Source organism: Bartonella sp. W8151, from assembly GCF_016100385.1.
GTDB classification, from domain to species: domain Bacteria; phylum Pseudomonadota; class Alphaproteobacteria; order Rhizobiales; family Rhizobiaceae; genus Bartonella; species Bartonella apis.
In genome coordinates this window covers 299,403-322,245 of record NZ_JACFSO010000003.1, presented here as the reverse complement: position 1 = coordinate 322,245, position 22,843 = coordinate 299,403, and the positions used below count along the sequence as shown (strand labels likewise).

General features: G+C 46.1%; 21 protein-coding genes. 7 read left to right on the top strand and 14 right to left on the bottom strand.

What is annotated here, in order from left to right:
- Window positions 1–439 precede the first annotated feature (439 nt).
- Window positions 440–1,918, bottom strand: coding sequence for a cbb3-type cytochrome c oxidase subunit I (locus tag H3V14_RS06795; protein WP_198227503.1), 1,479 nt, complete (start codon window positions 1,916–1,918; stop codon window positions 440–442).
- Between the two features lie 332 nt (window positions 1,919–2,250).
- Between H3V14_RS06795 and H3V14_RS06790 the strand changes: the two genes are divergently transcribed.
- The 3 genes from H3V14_RS06790 to H3V14_RS06780 all read left to right on the top strand — a co-directional run bounded on the left by H3V14_RS06790 (window position 2,251) and on the right by H3V14_RS06780 (window position 6,391).
- Window positions 2,251–2,736: an invasion associated locus B family protein gene (locus H3V14_RS06790; RefSeq protein WP_225867817.1), complete on the top strand. Its 486-nt coding sequence runs from the start codon at window positions 2,251–2,253 to the stop codon at window positions 2,734–2,736.
- Window positions 2,737–2,863: 127 nt separating this feature from the next.
- The gene (gene tldD, locus H3V14_RS06785; RefSeq protein ID WP_198227501.1) at window positions 2,864–4,276 is read left to right on the top strand and encodes a metalloprotease TldD; all 1,413 of its coding nucleotides are present in this window, start codon (window positions 2,864–2,866) and stop codon (window positions 4,274–4,276) included.
- An 891-nt stretch (window positions 4,277–5,167) separates the two neighbouring features.
- Window positions 5,168–6,391 (top strand): YeeE/YedE family protein, encoded by a 1,224-nt coding sequence (locus H3V14_RS06780; RefSeq protein WP_198227499.1) that lies wholly within the window; start codon window positions 5,168–5,170, stop codon window positions 6,389–6,391.
- A 22-nt stretch (window positions 6,392–6,413) separates the two neighbouring features.
- On the opposite strand, the gene H3V14_RS06775 is transcribed toward H3V14_RS06780, so the two are convergent.
- The 3 genes from H3V14_RS06775 to dxs are packed head-to-tail and all read right to left on the bottom strand — an operon-like array spanning window position 6,414 to window position 10,333.
- Window positions 6,414–7,667 (bottom strand): class I SAM-dependent RNA methyltransferase, encoded by a 1,254-nt coding sequence (locus H3V14_RS06775; RefSeq protein WP_198227497.1) that lies wholly within the window; start codon window positions 7,665–7,667, stop codon window positions 6,414–6,416.
- Complete coding sequence (locus tag H3V14_RS06770; RefSeq protein ID WP_198227495.1) at window positions 7,660–8,409, bottom strand: TlyA family RNA methyltransferase; 750 nt, start codon at window positions 8,407–8,409, stop codon at window positions 7,660–7,662. Before H3V14_RS06770 ends, H3V14_RS06775 begins: the two co-directional genes overlap by 8 nt.
- Before the next feature lies 1 nt (window position 8,410).
- A complete protein-coding gene (gene dxs, locus H3V14_RS06765; RefSeq protein WP_198227493.1) occupies window positions 8,411–10,333 on the bottom strand; it encodes a 1-deoxy-D-xylulose-5-phosphate synthase in 1,923 nt (640 codons plus the stop codon).
- Between the two features lie 290 nt (window positions 10,334–10,623).
- Between dxs and H3V14_RS06760 the strand changes: the two genes are divergently transcribed.
- Window positions 10,624–11,115 (top strand): DedA family protein, encoded by a 492-nt coding sequence (locus H3V14_RS06760; RefSeq protein WP_198227491.1) that lies wholly within the window; start codon window positions 10,624–10,626, stop codon window positions 11,113–11,115.
- A gap of 9 nt (window positions 11,116–11,124) precedes the next feature.
- Here H3V14_RS06760 and H3V14_RS06755 read toward each other — a convergent pair whose 3' ends face one another.
- From H3V14_RS06755 to aroC, 3 genes are read right to left on the bottom strand one after another with little or no spacing between them, the layout of a single operon-like run.
- Window positions 11,125–11,382: an exodeoxyribonuclease VII small subunit gene (locus H3V14_RS06755; protein WP_198227489.1), complete on the bottom strand. Its 258-nt coding sequence runs from the start codon at window positions 11,380–11,382 to the stop codon at window positions 11,125–11,127.
- A 7-nt stretch (window positions 11,383–11,389) separates the two neighbouring features.
- Window positions 11,390–12,502, bottom strand: coding sequence for a 3,4-dihydroxy-2-butanone-4-phosphate synthase (ribB, locus tag H3V14_RS06750; protein ID WP_198227487.1), 1,113 nt, complete (start codon window positions 12,500–12,502; stop codon window positions 11,390–11,392).
- Window positions 12,503–12,512: 10 nt separating this feature from the next.
- Complete coding sequence (aroC, locus tag H3V14_RS06745; protein ID WP_198227485.1) at window positions 12,513–13,607, bottom strand: chorismate synthase; 1,095 nt, start codon at window positions 13,605–13,607, stop codon at window positions 12,513–12,515.
- 299 nt (window positions 13,608–13,906) lie between these two features.
- On the opposite strand from aroC, the gene H3V14_RS06740 reads away from it, so the two are divergent.
- A complete protein-coding gene (locus tag H3V14_RS06740; protein ID WP_075870164.1) occupies window positions 13,907–14,161 on the top strand; it encodes a DUF1344 domain-containing protein in 255 nt (84 codons plus the stop codon).
- A 100-nt stretch (window positions 14,162–14,261) separates the two neighbouring features.
- On the opposite strand, the gene H3V14_RS06735 is transcribed toward H3V14_RS06740, so the two are convergent.
- The 5 genes from H3V14_RS06735 to H3V14_RS06715 form a co-directional block, all read right to left on the bottom strand.
- The gene (locus H3V14_RS06735; RefSeq protein ID WP_198227478.1) at window positions 14,262–14,855 is read right to left on the bottom strand and encodes a histidine phosphatase family protein; all 594 of its coding nucleotides are present in this window, start codon (window positions 14,853–14,855) and stop codon (window positions 14,262–14,264) included.
- A 4-nt stretch (window positions 14,856–14,859) separates the two neighbouring features.
- Window positions 14,860–15,678 (bottom strand): enoyl-ACP reductase FabI, encoded by an 819-nt coding sequence (fabI, locus tag H3V14_RS06730; protein WP_075870166.1) that lies wholly within the window; start codon window positions 15,676–15,678, stop codon window positions 14,860–14,862.
- Window positions 15,679–16,250: 572 nt separating this feature from the next.
- Complete coding sequence (locus tag H3V14_RS06725) at window positions 16,251–16,715, bottom strand: copper chaperone PCu(A)C (protein WP_198227476.1); 465 nt, start codon at window positions 16,713–16,715, stop codon at window positions 16,251–16,253.
- Between the two features lie 56 nt (window positions 16,716–16,771).
- The gene (locus H3V14_RS06720; protein ID WP_198227474.1) at window positions 16,772–17,722 is read right to left on the bottom strand and encodes a DnaJ C-terminal domain-containing protein; all 951 of its coding nucleotides are present in this window, start codon (window positions 17,720–17,722) and stop codon (window positions 16,772–16,774) included.
- A gap of 174 nt (window positions 17,723–17,896) precedes the next feature.
- A complete protein-coding gene (locus H3V14_RS06715) occupies window positions 17,897–18,370 on the bottom strand; it encodes an RT0821/Lpp0805 family surface protein (protein WP_083650236.1) in 474 nt (157 codons plus the stop codon).
- Between the two features lie 76 nt (window positions 18,371–18,446).
- Here H3V14_RS06715 and pdxH point away from each other — a divergent pair, with 76 nt between their 5' ends.
- Window positions 18,447–19,070, top strand: coding sequence for a pyridoxamine 5'-phosphate oxidase (gene pdxH, locus H3V14_RS06710; RefSeq protein WP_075914840.1), 624 nt, complete (start codon window positions 18,447–18,449; stop codon window positions 19,068–19,070).
- Between the two features lie 90 nt (window positions 19,071–19,160).
- On the opposite strand, the gene ubiA is transcribed toward pdxH, so the two are convergent.
- Complete coding sequence (ubiA, locus tag H3V14_RS06705; protein ID WP_198227472.1) at window positions 19,161–20,180, bottom strand: 4-hydroxybenzoate octaprenyltransferase; 1,020 nt, start codon at window positions 20,178–20,180, stop codon at window positions 19,161–19,163.
- Window positions 20,181–20,272: 92 nt separating this feature from the next.
- Between ubiA and purD the strand changes: the two genes are divergently transcribed.
- Window positions 20,273–21,559 (top strand): phosphoribosylamine--glycine ligase, encoded by a 1,287-nt coding sequence (purD, locus tag H3V14_RS06700; RefSeq protein WP_198227470.1) that lies wholly within the window; start codon window positions 20,273–20,275, stop codon window positions 21,557–21,559.
- Window positions 21,560–21,975: 416 nt separating this feature from the next.
- Here the strand turns inward: purD and H3V14_RS06695 are convergent, their stop codons facing one another.
- Window positions 21,976–22,518 (bottom strand): YcxB family protein, encoded by a 543-nt coding sequence (locus H3V14_RS06695; RefSeq protein WP_198227468.1) that lies wholly within the window; start codon window positions 22,516–22,518, stop codon window positions 21,976–21,978.
- Window positions 22,519–22,843: the final 325 nt, after the last annotated feature.

Genomic DNA, 22,843 nt, shown 5'->3' with positions numbered 1-22,843 from the left:
AAAGCGGTGCCTTCGTGGCATTACCGGACGAAAGGTCAAAACAACCTCGACTATAGAAGCTATTTTAACAACAAAACGCAACTATTAATTTGTTTTTTAAGGAAACAATATCGATTTCTTGAAGATCAAACTGACTTTAAGCACATTGTTCGGGGCGCTCAATTCAATGGCAAAAGCAGGAAAAATTTCCGCTTATTTTGTATGCACTATTCCATTTTCGAAAATGAATCTTTGAAAAATATACCAACGTAAATTTAAAAATCCGATTGCGGAATAGATAATTAAAATCACACATCTGATGCTTTTTTAAAAATATGTGTTGCTAACCTTTCAGAGAGTTTTCTCCGGTTATAAGGTAATTGGCTCGCCCCATATTTAATCGGCTCAAACTTAAACAATAAACGCTTTTGATTTTAAAAATCCGTAAGCGCGGTAGCCATTATTTCGTTACGACAGGCACTTTTTCCCATGCGTCTTTGTTAGGAGGTGACGGCAATTGCCATTCCAAAGTCAAAGCCCCCTCGCCCCACGGATTGCCTTCTGCTTTTTGTCTTACAATAAAAGTTTTACAGAGCCCGAATAGAAAAACAATAACCGAAAAGGCTGCAAGAAGTGCCCCGACTGACGAGAACATACCCGATATAGCCGGACTGAAAAGAGCATTATCAGTTAATTCATTGAGATGTTGAGGCAGGAAAATAGCGTTAACGCCAATAAACAATGACCAGAAGTGCAAATTCGTCATGGCTTTGCTGCAACGATATCCCGTCATTTTCGGCAACCAGTAATACCAACCGGCAAAAATTGCAAAAACAGCACTGAGTGACAGGATGTAATGGAAGTGGGCAACAAATGCAGACTGATCTTTCGGGCTAATGCCGTTGCCGATTGTTACAAGCTGCAATGCTGAAAGTTGCCCCATCAGGACAACAAAGAAAAAGCCCATTGCCCACAACATCGGTGTCTCGAATTTGAAATTGCTTTGAACCAATGTCACACACCAGCTCAAAAGGATAAAAGCAGTTGGTAAAATGATAAAAGGCACCGCAACTTTGAAATAATGAGCCATGATATCAGGCTTCTCGAATTGGAAAAGATCGTTCATCCAAAGAATGAAACCGATTGTGCCAGTAAACACTATAGCCGCAATGACAACGTTTTCCATAAAAAGACGACGCTTGCAGAAGGTTACCAGAATTTCACTGATAATTCCGAAAGCCGGCAGGAGCAGCACAAATATTTCCGGATGGCTGAAGAACCACACCATCATTGATAAATGTCCGGCATTGCCCGAACCGTTAAAAACAAGTTGCGTCAAAGCCGCAAGCATCGCCGGAACCGAAACCAGTCCCAGAAACGACGAGACGAGCACCGACCAGACAAAAACCGGCAACCGAGAAAGGGTAAGTCCCGGCGCCCGCATTGTAATAATTGTTGTGATGAAATTGATATAAGTAATAATGAACGAGATCGACCCGATGACGATCGTTGCAAGCATCAATATTTTGAAGTTATTTCCATCACCGTCTGACAAAAGTGCAATGAATCCAAAGAGAACAGTAATGGGTAGCAATAAGAAAGCTGCCAAATTTGCACGTGGAAATGCAACATTATGGGTGCCGATCATTAACGGTACAAACCAGTTGGCAAAACCGCCGATCAATGCCGGCATAACCATGAAGAACACCAAAATCAGCGCGTGCGCCGTGCTCATGAATGATAAAAGAGCTGTATCTTTCGGAAAAACTCCGTCGAGAAAGGCAAAATCGTTTCCGTTCATAGAAAGACGCAAGGCAAACGAAAATACTGCACCGATGACGCCTGCTACGATTGCGAGCACCAGATAGAGTGTACCGATTGCTTTGCTATCCAAGTTCGATAACGATGAAAAAAAACTTTTCTTTGCGTATTCAGACATCAATTTTGCCAACGTAATCAAGCAATCTATTGATTGCGGAACCTGTTTTCACTTCGTTTAACAACATATTTACATCAAAACAATGCGACAAACAGCCCCAAATAGAAACACTTCATTGCCATAATTGTCAATTCCGCGCGCTTTTGCCATGTTCTTGCCCAAGAATTGAACTTTAAGTGATATCTGTTGTGAATGGTTTACACTGTCGTGCTTGTGGACTCTTTTCACAAACGCTGAAGCGCGATATCGTCAGGATGATTCGAGCAGGAGTTTCTATGTCACTTCGTCATTTTTTCAAACGAGCTTGTGGCGTCGCCGCGTCTTCTCTAACGATGATCGGGCTTTGCCTTGCTCTTGCAGAGGCGCAAACACCCAACCAACAGGATGTACCTGCTCCGAAAACTTTTGGAGCATGGACGAAAGTCTGTTCTCTCCCCCCGGGGACACCGAATGTCCAATGTGAAGTTGTCCAGAATGTGCGTGCGCAAAACCGGCCCGACATTGCTTTTCGTGTCACGCTTTATAAGTTGCCGAAAAATCAGGGCACACTTATGAGGGTCTTTGTTCCTATCAGAGTTGAACTGCGTCTGGGTGTAGGAATCAAGATAGACAATAAAGATATGGGCAAAATGGAATATCGTCGCTGTCTTGGTGACAATTGCGTAGCCGAAGCATTTCTGAAAGATGACGATCTTAAGTCATTTCTTGAAGGGAAAATGGCAACCTATTTCATATTTACGACACCTGAAGAAGGTGTCGGCGGCATGATCGATCTTAACGGCTTGAAGGACGCTTATGCTTCCTTGCCAAAAGAATAGGGCGAAAACGATAGCAAACCCGCGGATCACTCTGACCGATCAATAAAGATTGAAGCGGTCTTTATTATCGTGCTCGTGTTTTTTATATAAATGAGCGAAAAGGGCCGTTTAAAGACAGGAAAATTATATGAAACCGCTGATCGAACAATTCGACGTTGGAGCCAATGATGTCCAATCGATTGTGAAGGACACTTTGAAAAATGCTGACGATGGAGAATTGTTTCTTGAATATCGTGAAAGTGAATCACTCCTTTTCGATAATGGAAGACTGAAAAATGGTTCGTTCAATCAGGATAAAGGTTTCGGTTTACGTGCTGTAGCGGATGAGGCGACCGGTTATGCCCATTCCGGAGAGCTCACAAAAGCGGCATTAAAAAGAGCCTCGGATGCGGCAAAGGCTGTCACCAACGGCTACCAAGGAACTTATAGCGCGGCACCACGGGGCACCAATAAAAAGCTTTATGACGAACTGAACCCGCTCAATTCCCCCTCATTTGAAGCTAAGGTATCACTTCTTAAAAAGATCGATTCTTATATCCGCAATAAAAATGATGCCGTTCGGCAAGTCTCTGTATCGCTTGCAGGATCGTTGCAACAAGTCGAGATTTTACGTGCCGATGGCGAGCTTGTAAGAGACGTTCGCCCGCTTGTGCGGCTTGCTGTTTCAGTGGTTGCAGGAAAAGGTGACCGGCTTGAAAATGGTTTTTACGGTTGCGGTGGCAGGCAAGCTTTTGACCGCTTTATTACGGAAGACAATTGGCAAATGGCTGCCGATGAAGCGCTCCGTATGGCTCTGGTCAATCTCGAAGCCGAGCCTGCACCGGCTGGTACATTCGACGTAGTTCTAGCAAGCGGGTGGCCGGGTGTTATGTTGCATGAAGCTGTTGGGCATGGACTTGAAGGCGATTTTAACCGGAAAAAGACTTCTGCTTTTTCTGGTCTCATGGGACAACAGGTCGCTGCAAAAGGTGTGACAGTTATTGATGACGGCTCGATTGCCGGGCGTCGTGGTTCTCTCACCGTGGATGACGAAGGAACACCTTCTGCACGTAATGTTCTGATCGAAGACGGAAAGCTCGTCGGTTATATGCAAGATCGGCTTAATGCACGTTTGATGGGCATGCGCCCTACGGGAAACGGGCGGCGTGAATCCTATGCCTGTGCACCGATGCCAAGAATGACCAACACAATGATGTTAGGTGGCCAATACACTCCTGAAGAAGTGCTCGGCTCCTTGAAGGACGGTATCTATGCTGTTTCCTTCGGTGGCGGACAGGTTGATATTACTTCCGGAAAATTTGTGTTCGAATGTACCGAAGCCTATCGTGTCAGAAATGGCAAAATCGTTGCCCCGATCAAAGGGGCTACACTTATCGGCAATGGTCCGGAAGCCATGAAACGCATCACAATGATCGGCAACGACCCCAAACTTGACAATGGCATCGGTACCTGTGGCAAGAATGGCCAAAGTGTTCCTGTCGGTGTCGGACTTCCGCATTTGCGTATTAATGCAATGACGATTGGTGGCACTGCTGTTTGATGCCAACCATGAGATTGTCAGTTAGCATTGCCACTATCTCGGAAATGATGGTTAAGCAATTCTGCTAACAAATAATCGGGTCGTTTTCGTCAGTTGATGATATCCTACAAAATTTTCTCTACTGGTGGCTAATCCTTTTATTTGAAGGCAAGACATAGGCCGTTCACGCGAAAATATAATTTTCCGAGTGTATTGAAGTGGAGACGAACACGCCCTCCTTCAGGTATTTTTTTGACCATCTATCACTGTTGTGAAACCTTGATATGGACACTTGCTCAAGGCCATAATACCGATACATCGAGGTTTGGATGAAATTGTTATCACAAACTTCCCTCTTTAAAGCTTCGAGAACACCTTACGGCAAATCCTGATAGTTTCTATGGCACATTGCTGTCAAATCGGATTCGACAAATTGTCGACCGAAATATGCGAAATAGACGGCTTTGATTACGGAAATCGCAAAGTTCCTTTGCTGAATTGCCATCCTTGAATGATAAAAATATCTTCGCCATTAATCAGGAAATCTGGCAAAAGAACGAACTATCGAAAAGCCGCTTTCAATTGTCAATCTCACCAATGTTTTGACCAAACGATGGCAATTTTCTTTTTGGAAAGATATCGTAAATTATCGATCGTAAACTCTGCTTTAAAAATTCGAATTCCGATGCAATTTCGAATTATGAGAAGACACCGTTTGGAATGTAGTTCTACCGAACGTCCATCGAGCATCCCGCTTTTTATCTTCACTGCAAAAGCTCAAAAAAAACCTTTCACTTCAAAAACCTAATTTTCTTGTTTTTTGAACAAAGAACATTGAAAATGTAACCTTAATTTTGTAGGAAAAATAATGAAATTGCCCGAAACGGGCTTTCATGATTGAAAGGAATTACCATGTACACGGTCGTGTCTGGTCAGCCTCAAAAGCTGTCTCGTCAGTTTACACTTCCAAAAATTATCAGCGCTTTATTCATTGTGCTTGCTGCTATTTGGCTTTCAGTTAGCTACAGCGTTGAGCAAGGGCTTTTGCTTCTTGTCGGTGCAGCGCTTGGAATAACGCTTTACCATGCGTCATTCGGCTTTACTTCGGCCTGGCGCAATTTCATTCTTGATGGACGGGGACGCGGTTTGCGCGTGCAAATGCTGATGCTGGCAATTGCTGTTTTACTTTTTTTCCCGACATTAAGCCTCGGTGAAGTTTTTGGCCATCCCGTCAATGGCTCACTCGCCCCATTAAGCCTTTCGGTTATCATTGGAGCCTTTATGTTCGGCGTGGGAATGCAACTTGCCGGTGGCTGCGCTTCCGGTGTGCTATTTACTCTCGGTGGCGGCAATGCCCGCATGCTTCTCGTTCTTGCATTTTTTGTTCTTGGTGGCTTTGTTTCAACGGCTCATGCATCATTCTGGGCAAATATGCCGGCACTGAAACCGGTTTCGCTAGTTAAAACCCTTGGCGCACCATTAGGAATTTTTGTCTCGCTTGTGCTTTTTGCAATCATTGCATCGGTGACAGTTATCATCGAAAAACGTCGCCACGGCGCGCTTGAACAGGAAAAGACAACAACTCATAAAGGTTTACAACGCTTTTTCCGTGGCCCTTGGCCAATGGTTTGGGGCGGCATTGCCTTGGCATTGCTTAATTATTTGACACTTGTGATTTCAGGAAAGCCGTGGAGCATTGCCGGCGCCTTTCCGATTTGGGGGGCAAAAATCAGCTCTGCTTTCGGTGTCGACGTCGCAAGCTGGCAGTTTTGGCAAAACCCGGGAAACGCAAAAAACCTTAGCTCAAGCATATTTTCCAATGTCACTTCGGTGATGGATTTCGGCATTATCGCCGGAGCAATGCTTGCTGCAGGTTTAGCTGGCCGTTTTGCTTTCAAATTCCGTATGCCTGTCGGCTCTGCATGTGCAGCCGTTATTGGCGGGCTACTCCTTGGATATGGTGCCCGTGTTGGCTTCGGCTGCAATATCGGTGCCTATTTTTCAGGTATCGCATCAGGCAGCTTGCATGGCTGGCTTTGGGTTGTTGCCGCGTTCTTCGGAAATACGGCTGGTGTTTACCTAAGACCGGTTTTTTATAAAAATCCTCAAACTGCGCCGCAAATCAAATCCTGCTAGAGATAAGCGCAGTTCACATTTCTTAAAGGCGCCAGCCCGGTTTGGGCTTGCGCTTTTTGAGTAAAGCAACTGCCTCGACATGGGGGGACCATAAAAACTGGTCTATTGGCACGAGCTTTTCAATTGTGTAGCCACCCTCAATCAAAATAGACAAATCACGCGCCATTGTGACCGGATTACAGGAAACCGCAACCACATGCGGAATATTTGTTTTGGCAATTTCCCGCGCTTGTTCTTCAGCACCGGCCCGCGGCGGGTCAAAAACAAGCCCATCAAAAGCTTCCAACTCTCTTGGAAGAAGTGGACGACGGAATAAATCCCGCTTTTCATAAGTTACAGTCTTCAGCCCGACCGATTGACGATAGGCACGATCAAGGCTTTTCAAAGCGTCATCATCATTTTCAACGGCATGAACTTTCATTTTTTCGGCCATGCGGAATGTAAATGTGCCAGCACCGGAAAAAAGATCGGCCGCATTTTTAGTTTTTTTCAAGCCTTCCAGGACGAGGCTAGCCATAAACTCTTCCGCTTCTCTGGTTGCTTGCAAAAAACCGCCTGCCGCAAGTTCGACAATCGTTGAACCGAAATGAAGCTCAGGTCTTTCTTTTTCTATAATGATCTCGCCGTCAGCCGTCAAACGTATGAACGATTGCTTCAAGCCCTCCTCGACAAGTCGCTGGCGCAATTTTTCATCGTTGATTTTACACCCCTCCAAGGCAACATCGATTCCGTTTTCTGCCAGTGTCACGGTAATCCGGATTTCCTTAGAGTAGTTTGCCAATAAAGCAGCAACCGATCGGATTGCCCCAAGTGCATCCACAAGCTCCGGACGCGAGACGGGACATTCCTCAATGGCCACAACTTCATGGGATTGGTAGCGATTGAACCCGACAATTTGTCCTTTTGGCGTGACACGGGCAGTCAATATCATACGCCGGCGTGTATGGGGCTCACATGGAATAACGGGATCCACATCGGTTTCTATTTGCCTTCCCTCCAATGCGTCGACGACCAAAGACTTCTTCCACATTCTGTAAGGGTGATCGGCCCAATGCTGCAACGAGCAACCACCGCAGTCTTCAAAATGTTTGCATTTCGCCTCAACCCTTTCGGAGGACCGTTTTTTCAACGCAATGACTGAAGCGTGATTGTTTTCCGACGCAATATTGGCAACTTCCTGAGGAAGTGTGAACGGCACATAGACCAATCCATGTTTTGTCTTTGCAACCCCGTCACCGGCGACACCGATATGGTCTATTACGACCTCTTCAATCATTGCTTTTTTCTCCGAAAAGTAAATATTCGCGATTTCCATCACCACCTTCAATCGGGGAAGGAATCAACCCTTTCGCGCGCCAGTTATCAAGCCCGTCGAGCCAATAAAAAAGTTCGTGTGCCACGCTTTCTGCGCGTGATGGATCTTTGACAATGCCGCCCCGACCTACGCCTTCGCGCCCGATTTCAAACTGCGGTTTGACGAGAAGCACAGCCTGCGCGCCCCTTTCAGCGAGACTTAATGCCGGAGGCAAAGCCAACTTTAACGATATGAAACTTACATCCGAGACGACGAGTTGAATTTGACGATTTTTCAAGTGGGTTTTCGTAAGGTCACGGGCGTTGAGCCCTTCGTAAAGGGTGATAGCCGGATGGTTAACGAGGGAAGAATGAAGCTGACCGTGACCGACATCGACAGCTATGACGTGGCTCGCTCCTTTTCCAAGCAGAACTTCTGTAAATCCCCCCGTTGAAGCACCGATATCAAGCGCGGTTACACCTTCTGTTTTAACCGGAAAATATGAAAGTGCAGCAATCAGTTTCAAAGCAGCACGGGATACATAATGTTGTGCAGGGTCAAAAACGCCGATATCGGCGTTTTCCAAAACAGGTTGCCCTGCTTTCTTCACAACAATGCCGTTGATGGTTACAGTACCTCGTGAAATAGCATCCCTTGCACGTGAGCGTGTTGAAAAGAAATTTCTTTCAACAAGAAGTGTGTCCAATCTCAGCCGTTCCGGCATTTCAGGCTCGAATTTGTGGTGTCACCAATGCTTCGCGGCCGAGAGCGGCAAAGACAGTATTGACGATACCGGTTTTATCAAGCCCAATCTCGGAAAGAATTTTTGCTTGCGGCCCATGATAGAGATATTTATCCGGCAATGTCATTGTACGGATTTTCAATCCCTTGTCGAGCAATCCGTCCCTGGCGAGAAATTGCAAAACTTGCGCACCGAAACCGCCGGCTGCCCCCTCTTCAATCGTGACGAGAACTTCATGTTCGAGCGCAAGGCGACGAACAAGATCTTCATCAAGCGGTTTTGCAAAACGGGCATCTGCAACCGTTGTCGAAAGTCCGGCGGCTCCCAGTTCATCGGCGGCGGCAAGTGCCTCCTGCAAACGGGTACCAAAGCCCAACAATGCCACTTTACTGCCCTCACGCAGGATGCGTCCCTTACCAATTTCGATCAATTCGCCACGTTCCGGCAGTTTAAGACCAACGCCTTCACCGCGTGGATAGCGGAAAGAAATTGGCCCCTGATCATAGGCTGCAGCCGTGCGCACCATATTCATCAATTCCAGCTCGTCGGACGGTGCCATGACAACAAAACCCGGAAGTGCAGACAAAAAGACCGTGTCATAACTTCCGGCATGGGTCGAACCGTCTGCACCAACAAAACCCGCGCGGTCAATTGCAAATTTCACTGGCAGTTGTTGTATCGAGACATCGTGCACGATCTGGTCATAAGCACGCTGGAGAAATGTCGAATAGATAGCCACAAAGGGCTTCAGGCCTTCACAAGACATTCCGGCTGCAAAAGTCACTGCATGTTGCTCGGCAATGCCGACATCGAACATGCGCTTGGGGAATTTTTCGGCAAACTTGTCGAGTCCTGTTCCTGAAGGCATAGCGGCAGTGATTGCAACAATCTTGTCATCCAGAGTTGCTTCCTTGATGAGTGAATCGGCAAACACTTTCGTATAAGAGGGAGCCTTGCTTTGAATCTTTACCTGTTCGCCGGTCACGACGTTGAAACGGTTTACACCATGGTATTTGTCGCTGGCCGCTTCAGCAGGAGCATAACCCTTGCCTTTACGGGTAATGACATGAACAAGCACCGGTCCGTTCGGATGTTCGCGCACATTTTTCAAAACCGGCAAAAGATGCTCTATGTTGTGACCGTCGATCGGCCCGACATAATAGAAACCCAGTTCCTCAAAAAGCGTGCCGCCGGTCAAAAAGCCACGCGCGAATTCTTCGCCACGACGTGCTTTATCCCAGAAAAATTTGGGCAGTTTTTTGCTTAAAGCTTTTGCACGCTCGCGCAGGTTCCTATAGGAAGGGCTCGAGACCAGACGGGCAAGATAGGCACTCATGGCACCGGTTGGCGGTGCAATTGACATATCATTATCGTTGAGAATAACAATGAGACGCGCGTCAAGCGAGCCGGCATTGTTCATCGCCTCATAGGCCATGCCTGCCGACATTGAACCATCACCAATGACGGCAATAACATTGCGCTTCTTTTCCTGTTTTAGTTCGTTGGCAACAGCCATGCCGAGACCTGCGGAAATGGAAGTTGAAGAATGCCCTGCCCCGAACGGATCATAAATGCTTTCACTGCGCTTGGTAAAACCGGATAATCCCCCTTCCTGACGAAGGGTACGAATACGATCGCGTCTACCTGTCAATATCTTATGGGGGTAAGACTGGTGCCCGACATCCCAAATAATACGATCTTCGGGTGTGTTAAAAACATAATGCAAAGCAACGGTAAGTTCTACCACGCCGAGCCCCGCGCCTAAATGTCCCCCTGTCACCGATACGGCATCAATCGTTTCAGCCCGCAATTCATTAGCGACTTCTGTCAAGGCGCTTTCCGGCAAGCGGCGCAAATCCTCCGGCAGATGTATCTTGTCCAACAATGGTGTTGATGGTCGCGACAAATTATTTTCCTTAGTTTTTCTCAACTGTTAACATATTTTTCTGGTTGCCAAAGCTTTACAGCTTTTGACGCAATTTTGCACCTTAAAACTCAAAAATTTTGGTCATTTAAGGCCTCACATCTATCAAATTGCGATGATTGTCTCCTCTTATCCGCTTAAAACTGTCGACAAGACATAATTTTCAAGCTTTATGATGCGCTTGATAACAAATAAAGATGCGCCATATGACCAAACCGGCGTCCGTTTTCGTCATAAGAGTGATAAAATTAGCGTAAGATAGATGATAGGCAATGGTTGAAGAATATTTACAACATTGGATTTCACAATATGGCCCATTTGCCTATTTCTTCATCCTCTATTTCGAATCATTCGGCGCTCCTGTACCGGGAGAAAGCGGTCTCATCGCCGGTTCTCTGCTCGCAGCTGCCGGAAAGCTCGATTTACTGCCCATGTTGCTTTGTGCCTTTACAGGAAGTGTGCTTGGCGACTGCACAGGTTATGCAATAGGCCATTTCGGCGGCGAAAAACTTTTATTGCGTTATGGCCATTACGTGAAACTCACATCACAAAGGCTCGAAAAGTTTCAGAATATGCTTGATAAACGCGGATTCTTCTTTGTAGCGACGGCCCGATTTATAGTCGTTTTACGCCAATTGAACGGGCTTATTGCCGGTTCCGGAGGAATGGCTTTTCCAAAATTTCTGGTCGCCAATATTATCGGGGCAGCCGCGTGGACTCTTGTATGGGGCGGCGGCCCCTATCTTGTAAAATTTTTATTTTAAAAATTCCGCTTATTGTTCGGCATCAAGCGGTTCCAGCCCTTCCGGCTCTCCCTCGCGCGACAAGCGAATTTTATCAACTTTGTTTTCAGCTTCTTTGAGAAGTTTGTCACAATGTTTTTTCAAAGCTTCTCCACGCTCGTATATGCGAATTGTCTCATCAAGCGCGACATCGCCGCGCTCGAGTTTTTCAACAATTTCTTCCAAAGAGCCGAGTGCCTTCTCGAAACTCATTTGAGAAACATCGGCATTATCTTTCTGTTCTGCCATTCGAGCCTCACAAAATATCTGTCTTTTCTATATGGATACCAAAACCTTCAAGTCCAACATAATGACGCTCGCGCGAGGCATAAAGAATAACCGAGGTAATACCGAGGCTTTTGAGAATCTGCGCTCCCAGACCGATCTGGCGCCATTCTTCCTCACGTTCGACCGCCTGTTCGTGTGTCTCAAGCCCTTCCATAGCCATTTCGCGATCGCGATTCTCGTCGGCACTACCAACACCGACAGACCCGGCTCTGAGATAGACAAAAACACCGCGCTTTTCCGTTTCGGCCATCCGCCGCAACACAGCTTCAATCTCGTGCTTCTTGCCAAAGACATCGGCGACAACATTTTCCCGTTGCAGACGAACGGGAATATTTTCGCCGTCACGGATATCGCCAAAAACAACAGCAACATGTTGCATCGGCTCCCACGGCAATTGATAGCTATGTGCTATAGCTGGTCCGACGAGTGTATCGACTTTCATCTCGTCAACATGCTCGATGAGCGTTTCCTTGCGTTGCCGATAAGCGATAAGATCGGCTACGGTCACGACATGAAGATTATGTTCTTCGGCAAACTTTCTTACTTCCGGACCATGTTTGACTGTTCCATCATCATTCATGAGTTCGCCGATCACACCAACCGGGGGAAGATTTGCAAGCTTGCATAAATCAACAGCCGCTTCTGTGTGGCCGGAACGCATCAATACGCCGCCTTCACGGGCAATAAGCGGGAATACGTGACCCGGACGACTGAAATCGGACGCACTGGCGTTCGGATTTGCGAGGTTCCTCACTGTCAATGTCCGGTCCTCGGCAGAAATTCCAGTCGTCGTGCCATGCAGAAAATCGACTGTCACAGTAAAAGCCGTATGATGGGCTGAATCATTATTTGAAACCATAGGGGCAAGATTGAGACGTTTTGCTTCCTCGCCTGTCATCGGTGCACAAATAATTCCGGAAGTATTGCGCACAATAAATGCCATTTTTTCAGGTGTGCAGTGAACAGCAGCAACAATAAGGTCACCCTCGTTTTCACGGCCGTTATCATCAGTAACCGCAACGATTTCACCGCGTTCGAATGCTCTTATAGCGTCCACGACCGATTTCTGGTTGAATGTCATAATAGTCCTTTCAGATCCGGCCTGTCTGGCCGCGATGTCTAAGATAATGGTCGGCAATGGCACAAGCCACCATCGCTTCCCCTACAGGTACAGCTCGTATTCCAACACAAGGATCGTGGCGCCCTTTTGTCACCACATCAACATTATTTCCGTCAACATCCACCGAACGGCGCGGCGTCAATATCGATGATGTCGGTTTGACGGCAAAACGCGCAACGACCGGTTCGCCGTTGGAAATACCTCCCAAAATACCACCGGCATGATTGCTTAAAAAAACCGGTCTTCCATTTTCCCCATGCCGCATTTCGTCGGCATTTTCCTCACCTGTCAAGCGGGCAGCATTAAATCCTTCACCAATTTCAACGGCCTTGACTGCATTGATCGACATAAGAAAGGATGCGATATCCTGATCAAGTTTCCCGTAAACCGGAGCGCCAAGCCCGGCAGGCACATTGTCTGCAACAATTTCCACCATAGCACCGATTGACGAACCTTTTTTACGAATTTGATCAAGATAAGTTGCGAATTTTTCAGCGGCTATCTTGTCGGGAGTAAAAAACGGATTGTTATTAACCTCGTTCCAATCCCAACGGGAGCGGTCAATATCGATTTCGCCAATAGCAATCACTGCACCACGCACACGAAGATTCGGAACAACTTTTCGGGCTATTGCACCGGCGGCAACGCGGGCTGCAGTCTCACGTGCCGAAGAACGTCCCCCGCCACGATAATCGCGAATACCATATTTGACATCATAAGTATAATCGGCGTGTCCAGGACGATATTCACGGGCAATATTACCATAATCTTTCGAACGCTGGTCGGTGTTCTCGATCATCATAGAAATCGGCGTTCCAGTGGTGATCAATTGCTTTCCCTCGTCACAAGGTAACACCCCCGACAATATTTTGACCTCATCGGCTTCACGACGCTGGGTCGTGTAGCGGGATTGTCCGGGTTTGCGCTTGTCAAGATAAGCTTGCACTTCCGCCACCGAGAATTTTATCCCCGGAGGGCAACCATCAATAACGCAGCCCAATGCCGGTCCGTGGCTTTCGCCCCATGTTGTAACGCGGAAGAGTTTACCGAATGTATTATATGACATAAAAACGCCAATCCAACTTTGCGAACCTTTTTGTTCTATTAAGCTTTTTGTTTCCGGTCAAACAGTTGAGAGCCAAGATTGAAACAATTTTGTTCGATTAAGGGATTTTACCCATATTTCATGCAAGTTTTTCAACAAAACACTCCAGCATGACTTCCGGGCATTTTTTAAAGAAATACGTGGTGCCATTCTGCATATTCCATTTATGGTTGACCTATGGCTATGGTTTCGACACAATCCCTCGTCATCAATCCATACTGATTTGAAATTTTATAATAGACAATTTTGAAAGGCTCACTATGAGAAAACTGGTTTTTGCGGGGATCCTAGCTACATTTCTTTTTCCAGCCTTAGCCCTTGCCGACGACGTCAAAGGGACGATAACTGCCATTGATCAGGATAATAACACCATAGTACTCGACAATGGAAAAACCTACAGTTTACCAGGCGAATTCGATTATTCTGTTTTAAATGAGGGCATGAAGGTTATCGTGTTTTACGACACAGAAGGTGATAACCGCTATGTCACGGATATCGAGCCACAAGAAGGCTGATTATCTTTTTCATGACACTGTTATAAATTAAAAAATGAGACACACCAGATCCAACTCGCGAATTTGGTGTGTCATCAATTATCGAGAATTTGAAATTGGCTCAGAGCCATTCCAGTCCGTTTTCATCAAATCGCAAAATACGATCCTGATCGACCATAAAGTTGGCAGCTTCCGCTTCGCTCAATCCACCGTAAATATGCATAATTGAACGCAGGCACCCGCCATGGGTGACACAAACTGTATCGCCGTCAACCTTTTCGACCCAGTCTTTTACACGCTTGGCAAGCATGGCATAACTTTCTGCCTTTTCACCGGGTGGCAAAAAATTCCACTTGTCGGCAACACGGGCAGCAATGAGTTCAGGGTGGACTTTGGCGATATCATCCTCGGTAGTACCCTGCCAATCACCGAAATGCATCTCCATCAATTGCGGATCTGTGCGATAACCACGAATATCGAGCCCCATTTCCCCGCGGATAATTTCCATAGTTTCGCGGGTGCGACGCAACGGGCTTGCAACAAAATCAAATCCCTTTGCATCGCCCAACAGCTCTTTCAACAACCGTCCGTTACGGGCAGCCTGTTGGCGGCCATATTCGGTGATATCCCGATCTATCTGGCCTTGAATGCGTTTGGTAATGTTCCAGTCCGTCTGACCGTGACGGGAAAAATAAATAAGTGGACGCTTGGACACTTTATCAATCCTTTACAACAGAAATATCCGGTGCATCGACTGCTTTCATGCCAATGACATGATAACCGGCATCAACATGGTGAACTTCGCCAGTTACCGAACGGGACAAATCCGAAAGAAGATAAAGCGCTGAATCACCGACCTCATCAATTGTAACCGTCCGACGAAGAGGCGCGTTATATTCATTCCATTTGAGAATATACCGGAAGTCACCGATACCAGAAGCAGCCAATGTCTTGATCGGGCCAGCCGACACAGCATTGACACGAATTTTCTTAGGCCCAAGGTCGACCGCAAGATATTTGACACTTGCTTCAAGAGCAGCCTTGGCAACACCCATAACATTATAATTCGGCATGACCTTTTCCGAGCCATAATAGGTCAATGTCAAAATCGAACCGCCGTCGGGCATCAGTTTTTCTGCCCGCTGGGTAACTGCTGTAAGGGAATAGACAGAAATATTCATTGTCATGTTGAAGTTTGCTTCCGATGTATCAACATAACGTCCCGTCAATTCATCCTTGTCGGAAAAGCCGATTGCATGAACGAGAAAGTCGATTTTTCCCCATTTCTGTTTTACCGCATCGAATGCTGCGTCAATTGATGCCGCATCTGTTACATCACAATGGCCACAAACAAATCCCCCGACCTCTTCTGCAAGCGGTACAACACGTTTTTTCAGTGCTTCGCCCTGATAGGTAAAAGCAAGCTCGGCACCTGCTTTGTGTGCAGCTTTTGCGATACCCCATGCAATTGAATGATTATTTGCAAGCCCGAGAATTAAACCGCGCTTGCCACGCAACAAACCGTTACTGTCACCCATTGGTATTGCCTCATAATTGCTTGATATCAGTTTTCGCTTTTTGCCCTATGACATAGCTCGCACGTTTCTTCAAGTAATTGGTGCAATTTGTCGGTTAAAACCGTTAATTATGCAACGCTAACACAGAAAAGCTGTGAAAAGCAGTCCGTTTTTTCGTTCGTGACGAATAGATTCCAGCATTCGCTAAGGTCAGTCTATTTGAACCGGCGTCCATTCCGGCAAACCCATCAATCCGGTTTTAACAAAATTTTTGCTGGAATTAAAACCGGTGGTTCCAATTGAACAATCGACAATAGCAGCGCGTTGGAGTGAAATAAGAAAAACAGTGTTTTTGACAGGCAATCGTTGGTTTAGTAATGCTTTGCGCTTTCCTTTATCGTGGCAAATAAATGCGCTCGATAGACTACAGACACGTAAAAAAGCCCCGATACAGAAACACACGATTGATCTTCTTTACTATTTTCAAAGTGTTTCGGTACGGTGGATAAGCAGGCCTTTAGAAAGGTGCGCCCCGTCAAATCAGGAAGCGCGCCCGACAAGCTGTAAGAATTATAAAGTGAAGATACCGGCAATCAAGGATTATCAGGTTTATCGTCTGGCGTCTCTATCGTGAAGTTGATTTTTACGTCACCATTTTTTTCAAAATGCAAAACAGCCGGAATCATTTCACCTTCACGTAACTCATCCTGACAATTGAAAAATATAAAATGATAGTCACCCGGCTTTAATTCGAGATAACCGTTTGGCTCGATCGTGAGAGGCTCCTTGAGCTTTTGCATCTTGACCTTGCCATATTGTCTAATCGTCTCGTGAATCACCACGTGATCGGAAATATCCGCGCTGATTGATAACAAGCGATCTTCATTAAATCCGCCATTATGGATAAGAGCATATCCTTCTGCACGATTCTCGCCTGTATCGGATTTTTGTACCCACGGGCTTTCGACAGTAATATCGCCTTTGGTAAAATTTTCACCTAATGCCGATGAACAAAAAACCGGCAGCAGCAAAAAAGCGAGACAAAAATTGATCTTCATGACAATCCTCTATCCCGCTTTTATTCCTGTGTGTTGCCTTCATCAATCTGCGTTTTTCATGATTGCAATTTCATGAATTGTTCAAGTCCGGCATCTCCACCTTCCGGCAGCATAATGCGTACATGAACATAAAGATCGTCGCGGCCACCTGTTTTTAATGGCAACCCCCGCCCCTTCAACCGTAATACCTTGTCGGAACTTGACCATGCAGGGATCGTCAACATGATACGCCCGTCAAGCGTATCAATAGGCTTTTTAGCGCCCAAAACTGCATCTTTAAGAGATACCGGTAAATCAAGATGAAGTGCTCTTCCTTCAACGTGAATGTGGGGATGAGGTTTGATGTGAATTGTCACCAACGCATCTCCTGCACGACCGTAAGGAATGCTTTCTCCCTGACCTTTCAAACGAATTGTTTGTCCATCCTCGACATAATCGGGAAGCTTGATTTTAAGTTTTTTGCCATTAGGGAAAATAGCTTCAACCTTTTCGGCACCAACGAGCTGTTCCAGCGTTACGTCCAGGCTTGCGTGAATATCAGCCCCCTGTTGGGGAGCTTGAGCACGGCTGCGGCTGCCAAAGCCGGAAAAACCGCCACCTCGATTGGCACCGTTTCCTGCACCGAAAAGATCGCGAAAAATATCGCTCGCGTCAAAGCCACCTTTGCCGCCGCCTGAACGGAATTCGAAATGGCTGGTACCATTACCGAATGGATTGCCACGGCCACCAAAGCCTTGCGCTCCGCCAAAGCCCTGACCACCACCTGTAAAGCCTTGAAAAACAGGCTTGCCTTCGGCATCAATTTCGCCACGATCGAATTTTTCTTTCTTTTCCTTATCCCCCAGAATTTCATAGGCCTGATTGACCTCGGCAAATTTGTCCTGAGCAGTCTTATCGCCCTTGTGAAGATCGGGGTGATATTGTTTTGCCAGCTTTCTGAATGCAGACTTAATCTCTTGCGGTTTGGCAGTGCGCGCCACACCCAGAACCGTATAGGGATCACGCATATTTATCCTCTTTCCAGCCGAAAAAAGGGCATTCCCTCAAGACGGCTTTATAAAAAATCTGTTCCACCTCGAAGGGCAGAAAAATATCTAATTCTCTATATGCCTATGAAACAGCAAAAATACCAGATCATTAAATGTTTTTTTAAGCGTTTTTGAATGACCCGATTATGAACTTCAATGTACCACATCAAAGGCTGTCATTGTCCAGACATCGGGAGCGACTTCACAAAGTTCACCATGATAGAGATTTTCACCGTCGAAGGCTGAACGGGTCGCTTTGAATTTGCGGCACTTGCGCCCTTTATCCGAATTTTCGACAATGGCACTGATCGTCCCTTCGCTTCCGGTTATGGTATTATCCCATTTCAATTCTTTGTCCGAGGTCTTCAAATTTTCGATCACTCTAATCTCGTCGCGTATGACGAGTTCATCAGACTGTAAAATGGGATCACTCGCGAGTTCTGTTGACTGAGAAGGAATCGAGCCGGTCACAAGCGAGGCATCAACATTATTTTCCGTTGGTGCAGCCGTCGAAGCCATATTATCAAGTTTATCACCCGATATGATACAGCCTTGCATTGGCAATATGATCGTGACACAAATAACAAAACGACCAAGCCGGCTTTTCAAGTTAAAAAAAGCTTCCATAGTTCACTTTTTTCTGTGTCGGCCAGGTAGTTTGACAACACACTATAATACGCAAAACACATAATTCAGGTGCATTATGACAGATGAAACGTTAACAACTGGTGACTTTGTTGAAGCAAATGAACCATTCGCACTTTTCACGACATGGATGGATGACGCGACAAAAAGCGAAATTAACGACCCGAATGCCATGGCACTTGCTACAGTGGATCCGACGGGTCTGCCAGATGTACGTATGGTGCTTTTGAAAGCTTTCGGTGCGGACGGTTTTGTCTTTTACACCAATTATGAAAGCAACAAGGGACGAGAAATCCTTTCTTCCATGAAAGCGGCTTTATGTTTTCACTGGAAATCCTTGCGCAGGCAAGTGAGAGTACGCGGACTGGTTGAAAAGGTAAGTGATGAAGAAGCTGATGCCTATTATCAATCACGCGCACGTGGAAGCCGTATCGGCGCATGGGCTTCCAAACAGTCACGCCCGTTGGAAAGTCGCTTTGCGCTGGAAAAAGCCGTTGCCGAATACACTGCAAAATATGCAATCGGCAATATTCCGCGCCCTCCTTACTGGTCCGGCTTCAGAATCAAACCACTTTCAATAGAATTCTGGCATGACAGGCCATTCAGACTTCACGACCGCGTGGTTTTTTCACGTCCTTCCCCCGATGCTAAATCATGGGAAAAACACCGCCTCTATCCTTGAGAGGCGTCGTTATCGGCAACATTTTCCGGCAAGCCGGACAGTTTTAAAGCCGGCTTTAAAAAAGTCGGCTTCAATTATGGGCGACGGTTGTCACTGGAAATAACGTGTCGCCGCACCGAGTACGAGACCGAGAAAGATCAAACAGCCGACTGTCGAATTCGATTTAAATAACCTCAGACACTCACTATTATTGTCGATGTCGATCGTAATTATCTGGTAAAACATGTGTATTGCGGCAAGTAAAAGGCCAAGATAGGCAAAGGCGGGAACACCAGCCAGAAGAAATGCAATGAGGCTTAATACGAGAAACCCGCTATAAAGAAAAACAAGCGCGGATTTGGTTTTTTCCCCAAAAAGCCGTGCTGTCGAGTGCACACCGACAATCGCATCATCTTCCTTATCCTGATGGGCATAGATTGTGTCATAGCCGATTGTCCATAAGACCGAGCCGAAATAAAGGCTCAAGGGTGCAAAATCAAGACCACCGTAAATTGTCGCCCACCCCATCAACGCTCCCCAATTGAAGGCAAGACCTAAAAAGAACTGCGGCCAGTCGGTCACACGTTTCATGAACGGGTAAATCGCAACAACAACAAGCGATGAAATGCCCAGAATAATGCTGAAAAGATTAAATTCAACAAGCACGATAAGCCCGACCAGGCATTGCAACCCCATAAAGATTTTAGCCTGTAAACGGCTGACCTGCCCCGATGGCAAAGGCCTTGAACGGGTACGCTCGACTTTGTTATCGATTTTCTGGTCAACAAGATCGTTCCAGGTGCACCCTGCACCCCGCATGGCAATAGCACCGATAAAGAAAAGAAAAAGATACCATATTGCCAAGGTAACGGGATATGGATGCAGTTCGGAAGAAAAGTCCTTTGCATCCATTGCCAAAATTAGCGACCAGAAACACGGCCACATCAGAAGTTTCCAGCCGATTGGCCGATCCCAGCGTGCCAATTGGGCGTAAGGCCAAAGGGAACGCGGCAACAAGCGATAAACCCAATGGCCTGATGGTGCGTCGAAGACACGTCCTCTCACGCCTTGTTGTTGAAGCGTTTCGTCGGCTCTCAAACTGTCGGGAACAATATTTTTGTTGTTTACCATTTACGAGCGCACACCTTTTACCTTGAAGCTAAAGCATTTCATTTCTATGACAAGAGCAAGGGTTTTAACATCTTCTTCAACAGGAGCAAGCAATGAACGTTCTTCTCATTGGTTCAGGTGGACGCGAACATGCATTGGCATATAAAATTTCGTCATCCCCACTTCTTGGAAAGCTCTTTTGTGCTCCGGGTAATCCGGGTACTCTTGAATTGGGAGATAATGTTGATCTTGATGCAAAAAACCATAAAGCTGTCGTCGAATTTTGCAAGAAAAATTCGGTAGAACTCGTGGTCGTCGGGCCGGAAGCGCCACTTGTCGATGGCCTTGCAGATGCTCTTCGCGAAGCTATGATTCCGGTTGTAGGGCCAAATAAACGCGCAGCGCGGCTTGAAGGTTCGAAAGGTTTTACAAAAGATTTATGCGCCAAATACAATATTCCGACCGGCGACTATCAGCGTTTTGATAATGCTGAAAAAGCCAGGGACTATATTGAAAAGAAAGGTGCACCTATTGTCATTAAAGCCGATGGTTTAGCTGCCGGTAAAGGTGTCACCGTTGCAACCACAATCGAAGAAGCATTCCGCGCCGTCGATGCCTGCTTTGAGGGGGCTTTCGGAAAAGCCGGAATTGAAATTGTTGTGGAAGAATTTCTTGCGGGTGAAGAAGCAAGTTTCTTTTGCCTTTGTGATGGTAAAACTGCAATTCCTTTTGGCTCTGCACAAGATCACAAACGCGTTGGCGATGGCGATAAAGGTGCCAATACCGGTGGCATGGGGGCCTATTCACCAGCACCTGTCATGACCGACGAGATGACAAAGCGGGTTATGAAAGAGATTGTCGAACCGACGATGCATGGAATGGCCGATCTTGGTTGCCCGTTTAGCGGCGTTCTGTTTGTAGGCTTGATGATTACAAAAAGAGGCCCAGAACTTATTGAATTCAATGTCCGCTTCGGTGACCCTGAATGTCAGGTTCTGATGATGCGGTTAAAAAGCGATTTGCTGCCTGTCCTTTATTCTGTTGCAAAAGGAAATCTTGAAGGTGTCACACTCGACTGGAACACAGACAAAGCTTTGACTGTGGTTATGGCCGCTAAAGGCTATCCGGAAGCGCCGAAACGTGGAAGCATTATTTCAGGCATAGAAAAAGCGGATAAACTGCCAGACGTCAAAGTTTTCCACGCCGGTACCGCATTGAAAGACGGAAAAGTCATAGCTAATGGCGGAAGAGTGCTTGATGTTACAGCAACAGGAAAAACTGTAAGACAGGCGCAACAGAAAGCCTATAAAGCAATAAAATTGATTGATTGGCCCGAAGGGTTTTATCGCCATGATATCGGCTGGCGTGCCATTGAACGGGAAAAAGCCGATGCTAGCTGAAATTTTAGCACTTGGCACGCGATGGATCCGGCATAAATCTGCAGAATAACGGTTTTTCACCGTATCGGAGCGCAGTTTGAGACATTGAACGCTTTCGCAACTGACCACAACTTGATCCGGAGAATTGTAGTCCCCGCGATAATTTTAAGGGATGCCCGCATTCAAGCCTGACCGGATAAAGCGGGTAAAAAAATCGGATACGTGTTTTTCCAAAAAAACATTTCAAAATTCAAGCATATCGGATTTGTCCGCTGCCGACATCAAATCAAAATAATCGCCTTAAGCTTGCGCATTTTTTTCTGACAAGCCCGCCTTTGCCGTTATTTATCAAAAAATGTTGTTCTCGATATGCTACTCATTGTCATTGTGGCGGCATCTGCCATATGATTTTGCGGGAGATGGCAAATAAAAAACGTCTACTTCTCTTCGGCGGCTATTTCGCGTTTGAAAATAGTCCGCAGATCTTCAAGTTGCTCGTCATTCATAGGCGCTTTCGGCAATACATTGAATTTCTTGGGCGATATATAAAGTGCAATAAACGTCGGATATTCTCGCCAGCCGGAAAACAAACGAAACGGGTATGTCCCTCTGATATAAGAGCTCTTTATTGCAACTGCATGATCATCCCATATCCAGCTTTGTTCAAGCCCGATCTGTTTATCATTTTTTACCAATTGTTGGACATGATGGGGAATGAGAACGCAATAGTTCAACGCCCAGATAGCAATGATAATAGCTGCATAAATGGCCGAGATGCGATAGAGAGAACGCCCCCAATTCTGATACCAGTCAGAACCGTCAATCATCACAAGAACCGCTGACATCAGAGCAACTGCAATGATCCAGAGCAGGAAAAGACGCATAAATGTTCGTCTTGATAGCGCATGGTCGCGATAATAAGCTTTAAGTGCCTCGATTGCATCCTGCTTTTCAAGTATAAAAACAATCTGCCGCGTCATTCAGTCCTCCGGATATAACCTCCTCGTAAGCTTAACACCGGTTCATTGTCAAATGGCAAAGAAAATTTTTAAATGAAAATTTTCGGGAATTTTGTTTGCGCGAATAAATACGGATAAAACCGGCTTCCAATTTTGTCAAAAACTCAACAGCTATCTTTTTTAAAGCAATAGAAGCCCACGTTAAAAATCACGAGCCTTCTGGCCCCGTTCCATCATAAACACGGACGAAAAAATAAATCTTTCAAGGCTTTTATTTTTTCTCTAAAAACCGGCTTTAAATGCGATCGACTACCAAATCGGAGAAAACAATAAAATAACGGCGTCA

Coding starts and splice junctions, on each gene's coding strand:
- H3V14_RS06795 (WP_198227503.1), bottom strand. CDS start 1,918: ATGTCTGAATACGCAAAGAAAAGTTTTTTTTCATCGTTATCGAACTTG.
- H3V14_RS06790 (WP_225867817.1), top strand. CDS start 2,251: ATGATCGGGCTTTGCCTTGCTCTTGCAGAGGCGCAAACACCCAACCAA.
- tldD (WP_198227501.1), top strand. CDS start 2,864: ATGAAACCGCTGATCGAACAATTCGACGTTGGAGCCAATGATGTCCAA.
- H3V14_RS06780 (WP_198227499.1), top strand. CDS start 5,168: ATGTACACGGTCGTGTCTGGTCAGCCTCAAAAGCTGTCTCGTCAGTTT.
- H3V14_RS06775 (WP_198227497.1), bottom strand. CDS start 7,667: ATGATTGAAGAGGTCGTAATAGACCATATCGGTGTCGCCGGTGACGGG.
- H3V14_RS06770 (WP_198227495.1), bottom strand. CDS start 8,409: ATGCCGGAACGGCTGAGATTGGACACACTTCTTGTTGAAAGAAATTTC.
- H3V14_RS06760 (WP_198227491.1), top strand. CDS start 10,624: ATGGTTGAAGAATATTTACAACATTGGATTTCACAATATGGCCCATTT.
- H3V14_RS06755 (WP_198227489.1), bottom strand. CDS start 11,382: ATGGCAGAACAGAAAGATAATGCCGATGTTTCTCAAATGAGTTTCGAG.
- ribB (WP_198227487.1), bottom strand. CDS start 12,502: ATGACATTCAACCAGAAATCGGTCGTGGACGCTATAAGAGCATTCGAA.
- aroC (WP_198227485.1), bottom strand. CDS start 13,607: ATGTCATATAATACATTCGGTAAACTCTTCCGCGTTACAACATGGGGC.
- H3V14_RS06740 (WP_075870164.1), top strand. CDS start 13,907: ATGAGAAAACTGGTTTTTGCGGGGATCCTAGCTACATTTCTTTTTCCA.
- fabI (WP_075870166.1), bottom strand. CDS start 15,678: ATGGGTGACAGTAACGGTTTGTTGCGTGGCAAGCGCGGTTTAATTCTC.
- H3V14_RS06725 (WP_198227476.1), bottom strand. CDS start 16,715: ATGAAGATCAATTTTTGTCTCGCTTTTTTGCTGCTGCCGGTTTTTTGT.
- H3V14_RS06720 (WP_198227474.1), bottom strand. CDS start 17,722: ATGCGTGATCCCTATACGGTTCTGGGTGTGGCGCGCACTGCCAAACCG.
- H3V14_RS06715 (WP_083650236.1), bottom strand. CDS start 18,370: ATGGAAGCTTTTTTTAACTTGAAAAGCCGGCTTGGTCGTTTTGTTATT.
- pdxH (WP_075914840.1), top strand. CDS start 18,447: ATGACAGATGAAACGTTAACAACTGGTGACTTTGTTGAAGCAAATGAA.
- ubiA (WP_198227472.1), bottom strand. CDS start 20,180: ATGGTAAACAACAAAAATATTGTTCCCGACAGTTTGAGAGCCGACGAA.
- purD (WP_198227470.1), top strand. CDS start 20,273: ATGAACGTTCTTCTCATTGGTTCAGGTGGACGCGAACATGCATTGGCA.
- H3V14_RS06695 (WP_198227468.1), bottom strand. CDS start 22,518: ATGACGCGGCAGATTGTTTTTATACTTGAAAAGCAGGATGCAATCGAG.